Origin of the sequence: Mesorhizobium sp. M1227, from assembly GCF_040318315.1 — a bacterium.
GTDB lineage: Bacteria > Pseudomonadota > Alphaproteobacteria > Rhizobiales > Rhizobiaceae > Mesorhizobium.
The window spans coordinates 1-1,970 of record NZ_JAMYLZ010000092.1 but is presented as its reverse complement, the minus strand read 5'-3'; the positions used below and the strand labels follow the sequence as shown (position 1 = coordinate 1,970).

Annotated in this window: 3 protein-coding genes; all 3 read right to left on the bottom strand. The window is 66.9% G+C overall.

Features of this window, described 5'->3' with window-relative positions:
- Positions 1-1,256 (bottom strand): IS66 family transposase (gene tnpC / locus NKH28_RS34220; RefSeq protein WP_352981453.1); only part of this gene is annotated, 1,256 nt, incomplete at its 3' end.
- Positions 1,257-1,322: 66 nt separating this feature from the next.
- Positions 1,323-1,670 (bottom strand): IS66 family insertion sequence element accessory protein TnpB, encoded by a 348-nt coding sequence (gene tnpB, locus NKH28_RS34215; protein ID WP_023680052.1) that lies wholly within the window; start codon positions 1,668-1,670, stop codon positions 1,323-1,325.
- On the bottom strand, positions 1,667-1,970 hold a 304-nt coding region (gene tnpA / locus NKH28_RS34210; RefSeq protein WP_352981452.1), incomplete at its 5' end, for an IS66-like element accessory protein TnpA. The genes tnpA and tnpB, both read right to left, overlap by 4 nt.

Here is a 1,970-nt window from a genome sequence, read left to right as displayed (position 1 = left end):
TGGCGCACGGCGTGGCGTTGGGCCGGCGACAGGCCGTTGATCGCGCGCTCGATATCGAACAGGGCATCGATGCGCTTCACGGCTTCGACCGCCAGCGGATAGACCAGGTTGGGCTTCTCGCCGTGCGCCTTCTTGCGCGCCGCCGCTTCGACATCGGCCAGCTCAAACACTTTGCGCCGGCTGTGGGCCCAGCAGCTGGCCTCCAGAACAGGCGCCGGCTGACGACCCGTCGCATAGAGATCGCCATAACCACCAAAGGCATCGGCCTGCAGAATGCCGCTCCAGCCGGCGAGATGCGTCGCGGGATGTTCGCCTCGGCGATCGCGGGAATAGTAGAACACTGCCGCCGGCGGATCGGCGCCGCCGAACGGTCGGTCATCGCGCACATAGGTCCATAATCGGCCGGTATCGGTCTTGCCCTTGGCCAGGACCGGCACCGTCGTGTCGTCGCCGTGCAGACGCGAAGCGGCCAGCACATGGGCTTCGAGCCGCTTGAACAGCGGCATCAGCGCCGCGACGCCGGCGCCGACCTGGTCGGCGAGCGTCGACAGGCTGAGCGGCACGCCTTCGCGGGCATAGCGTTCGGCCTGGCGGTTAAGCGGCTGATGCTGGCCGAACTTCTCGAACAGGATCATCGCCAGCAGGCCGGGACCGGCCCAGCCGCGCGGGGTGGCGTGGAAGGGCGCCGGAGCCTGGCTGATCGCCTCGCAGTCGCGGCAGGTGAACTTCTCCCGCACGTGCTGGATCACCTTCCATTGCCGCGGCACCACCTCCAGCGTCTCGGTGATATCCTCACCCAGCCTGCGCAGCCGATGACCGCCGCAGCAATGGCAAGCGGCCGGCGCCGGCTCGACCACGCGTTCGCGCGGCAGATGCTCGGGAAATGGCTGGCGCGCCGGTCGCTTGCGCATGTAAGGCGCCACCTCGGTGGTCCGGGCCGCGGCCTGTTCGGCGGCGATCTCGTCTTCCGTCGCGGTGCTCTCGAGTTCCTCGAAGGTGAGTTCCATCTGGTCGTGCAGGCGGGCTGAGCGTTCAGAACTCTGACCATGCAGCGCCCGCTGCAGCTTCCGGATCGTCAGATGCTGATGCGCGATCAGCGCCGCATCATCCGATGCCTTGGCCCTGGCGACCGCCAGTTCGGCCTCGACCAGCGCAGCGCGCGCGGCCTCGTCTTCGGCTCTGGCCAGCGCCGCGGTCAGCGCTGCTCTCAGCGCGCCAATATCGTCCGGAACAGCATCCTGGGCGGTGGCAACCATGCCCTGGAGTGAATCATAAAACGCGTCCGCTGACTCGCGGAAAATGGCGCAAACTCAAAGAAAAACTCAGCCCGCGCGCTGCGGGCGGAACGTGTGAAGCGGGTTGCGCCAATCGATCCCGTCGAGCATGTAGGCGAGCTGCGCCGGTGATATGGAAACCGTGCCGTCCGCCGGCGACGGCCATAGAAACCGGCCCTTCTCGAGCCGTTTTGCATACAGCGACATGCCGAGCCCATCATGCCAGATAATCTTGATCAGATTGCCGCTGCGGCCGCGGAAGACATAAATATCGCCGGCATGCGGGTCCCGGCCCAGCGTCTCCTGAACCTGCAGAGCGAGGCCTTGCATCCCGCGACGCATATCGGTCCGGCCGACCGCCAACCAGATCCGCACCTGGCTCGGAACCGGGATCATGAAACGCCCAGCGCCTTCACCATCGCTGCCGCCAGTGTTGGCGGCGTGGTCAGCGGAATCCGCAGCCGCACCTTGCCGGCGACCTCCAGCTCGATCACCGCTGGGGATGCCGCCGGCCGCGAAACGGCGACAGGCTCATCGGGAGCCACGACAACTTCGGCAAAGCCCGTCTCGCGGGCTCTCACCGTGCGGCGCCACTTATAGATCAGGCTGGTCGCGACATCGTACTGACGCGCTACCGCCGCCACTGTGGCCCCGGGCGCGAATGCCGCGGCCAGTATCCGGCACTGATCCTCTTCA

Coding starts and splice junctions, on each gene's coding strand:
- tnpB (WP_023680052.1), bottom strand. CDS start 1,670: ATGATCCCGGTTCCGAGCCAGGTGCGGATCTGGTTGGCGGTCGGCCGG.